The following is a 2,566-nucleotide window of genomic DNA, read 5'->3' on the forward strand; positions in this document are numbered from 1 at the left end:
TCTTCCCCTGCCGGATCTTCTTCTTCGGCCCCGTCAAGGGCCGGCCCTCCGGCGTGAGCTGCGGAGTGTGTAGCACCTGCCGTGACTTCGCCAGCCGCGCGGACCGCTGCTTCTTCGCTGTCCGCAGCAGCGGGACCGCCCATTGATGCGGCTTCGCTATCCGCAGGCTCCGGCGGAAGTATAGACGCCGCGCCTTCTATGAGCAGCGCTTCAGGCAGCAAAATTTCCTGCGGCAGCGCCGGATTCTCGCTGTAATACTGCGTCACATACGACATGAAGTCGCTATAAGCTTCTCCATAGAACGGAAAGCTGGACGAGTGGCGCTGAATCATTTTTCCCTGTCTCATATAGAGTATCTGCACGCACATCCAGCCTTTATCCACGGCATAGCCAAATACGTCGCGGTCCTTCGTGTCTGCTGTGTTGATGTTCTGCTTCTCCATCAGGGCTTCGATATAGTTGATTTGATCCCTCAGTTCCTTGGCCCGTTCAAAATAAAGCTCCTCCGCTGCCTCCTGCATTTTTTGCTGAAGATCCTTCTTGACCTCTTCGTGCCCGCCGCTTAAAAAGGTCGAAATGCTCTGAGTAATCTCTTCATAGGCGGATTTGGGCACTTCCTTCTCGCACGGAGCAAGGCACTGGCCCATATGGTAATACAGGCACACCTCCTTCGGCATCGCTCCGCATTTGCGCAGGGGATACATCCGGTCAAGCAGCTTCTTCGTCTGTTGAGCCGCGTAGGCGTTCGGATACGGTCCGAAATATTTCGCTTTATCTTTCAGCACCCGGCGCGTCACTTCAAGCCGCGGATGCCTTTCATTCGTAATTTTAATGTAGGGGAAGGTCTTGTCGTCTTTAAGCTGCACGTTGTAGCGCGGCATATGCTTTTTGATCAGGTTGCACTCCAGAATGAGCGCTTCCATGTTGCTGGCCGTGACAATGTATTCAAAATCGCGGATATCCGCAACGAGCCGTTGGGTTTTCCCGTTATGGCTGCCCGTAAAATAAGAGCGGACGCGGTTCTTCAGTACCTTCGCCTTTCCTACATAGATGATCGTGCCTTCTTCGTTCTTCATCAGATAGCATCCGGGCAGATCCGGCAGCAGCGCCAGCTTGTTCCGGATGTTGTCCATGTAGTCCATGTGGTATATTCCCCTCCTAAATCCTCCCCAATGGGGAGGACCCCAAGGGCTCCGCCCTCTGGACACCCGGAACTGGGCGAATGAGCGGCGTTGAGCCTGGGGTGGTGACCTGGTTTGAATCAAGCGGTCCCTTCTCGGCCCCGCCCTGACGGGCGGCGGCCTCGGGACCTTTCATGCGGTGCGTCCTAGCGCTTGCCCATCATACGTGCGGACGCCCGCTCTCCTGCGGGATTCGCTTTACTTTGTGCTTCGACGCATTTCTCTTCATGCGTGCGGACGCCCGCTCTCCCTGCGGGATTCGCTTTACTTTGTGCTTCGGCGCATTTCTCTTCATGCGTGCGAACGCCCGCTCTCCCTGCGGGAATCGCTTTACTTCGCGGTTCAGCGCATTTCTCTTCATGCGTGCAGCGACCCGCTCTCCCTGCAAGATCGCTTATCATAGCGCACAAAGCGCCTCCGGTTTGAACCGAAGGCGCTGGGCAGGGCCAAAGGCCCGGACAATGCGGTATAAAATTATTGGTGTTTGGCTACGATGTTTTTCAGCGATTCTTTGGAGTTCAGACCAACCACTTTATCGACAGGCTGGCCGTCTTTAAAGAAGATCAGAGTCGGAATGCTCATAACGCCGAAACGGGAAGCCGTCTCCGGATTTTCATCCACGTTCAGTTTTGCGATCTTTACGCCGTCTCCCAGCTCGGTGGACAATTCATCCAGAATTGGAGCAAGCATTTTGCAAGGACCGCACCAAGGTGCCCAGAAGTCTACTACAACAGTACCCTGACCTTGAACCTCATTGTTAAAGGATTGGTCAGACACGTTAACAATTGCCATGATAATGTTCCTCCTTAAAGGGGTTTGCGAAGTAGAACTCGCTTCGTAATATATGATGGTTTCTGCACAGCGGATTATTCCGCTAAGGCTATACATCAGTTATGCGAAGAGAAAAAGCTTCAATTGAAGCCCGCTTCGTAAGACCCAGCAATATTTAATGCCTTCATGTAATATGATAACCAGATTACTTTTTATCGACACATTTTTATTATAACATATTTGTCTAGCATATGTGAAATGTCACATTACCGGTTATTCCCCAAATTTAAAAGTTCTATCAAGTGAAAGCTTCAAATTTCAAAAGCAATCACTTAAAGATTTATATGGAATTAGCTTCAACACTAAAATAAACGAACAAATGTGGCACCAGGCAATAATCGTCCGCATAGCTGGGGCAAGAGAATCGAAGTGACTTTTGTAAGGTAATACCTGTCCCTATATGTTCAACCTGGCGCGTCGAGCCATGTTCGCTTGAGACGGCTACTCTGGCTGGCAAAACAGCCAATGTGCAGTTTTTTCTATAAGAAAACGTCGACCAACAGAAAAATCCTGCCATTGCTCCTAGGCCCCTTAATTAAACTGGAGTCATCCCA

At 51.1% G+C, this 2,566-nt stretch carries 3 protein-coding genes; all 3 read right to left on the bottom strand.

Annotation, left to right across the window (positions count from 1 at the left end):
* Positions 1-1,142, bottom strand: a 1,142-nt coding sequence (gene uvrC, locus L691_RS0103560) for an excinuclease ABC subunit UvrC (RefSeq protein WP_025688831.1), incomplete at its 3' end; no start/stop codon positions are given.
* A 185-nt stretch (positions 1,143-1,327) separates the two neighbouring features.
* Positions 1,328-1,582 carry a hypothetical protein gene (locus L691_RS0103565; protein ID WP_025688832.1) on the bottom strand — a complete coding sequence of 85 codons (255 nt, stop codon included), beginning with the start codon at positions 1,580-1,582 and terminating at the stop codon, positions 1,328-1,330.
* 73 nt (positions 1,583-1,655) lie between these two features.
* A complete protein-coding gene (gene trxA, locus L691_RS0103570; RefSeq protein WP_025688833.1) occupies positions 1,656-1,973 on the bottom strand; it encodes a thioredoxin in 318 nt (105 codons plus the stop codon).
* Positions 1,974-2,566 lie beyond the last annotated feature (593 nt).

Origin of the sequence: Paenibacillus zanthoxyli JH29 (assembly GCF_000520715.1) — a bacterium.
GTDB classification, from domain to species: domain Bacteria; phylum Bacillota; class Bacilli; order Paenibacillales; family Paenibacillaceae; genus Paenibacillus_AQ; species Paenibacillus_AQ zanthoxyli.

Bases quoted from the DNA above. Each gene is read 5' to 3' on its own strand.
- L691_RS0103565 (WP_025688832.1), bottom strand. From the start codon at position 1,582: ATGATAAGCGATCTTGCAGGGAGAGCGGGTCGCTGCACGCATGAAGAG.
- trxA (WP_025688833.1), bottom strand. From the start codon at position 1,973: ATGGCAATTGTTAACGTGTCTGACCAATCCTTTAACAATGAGGTTCAA.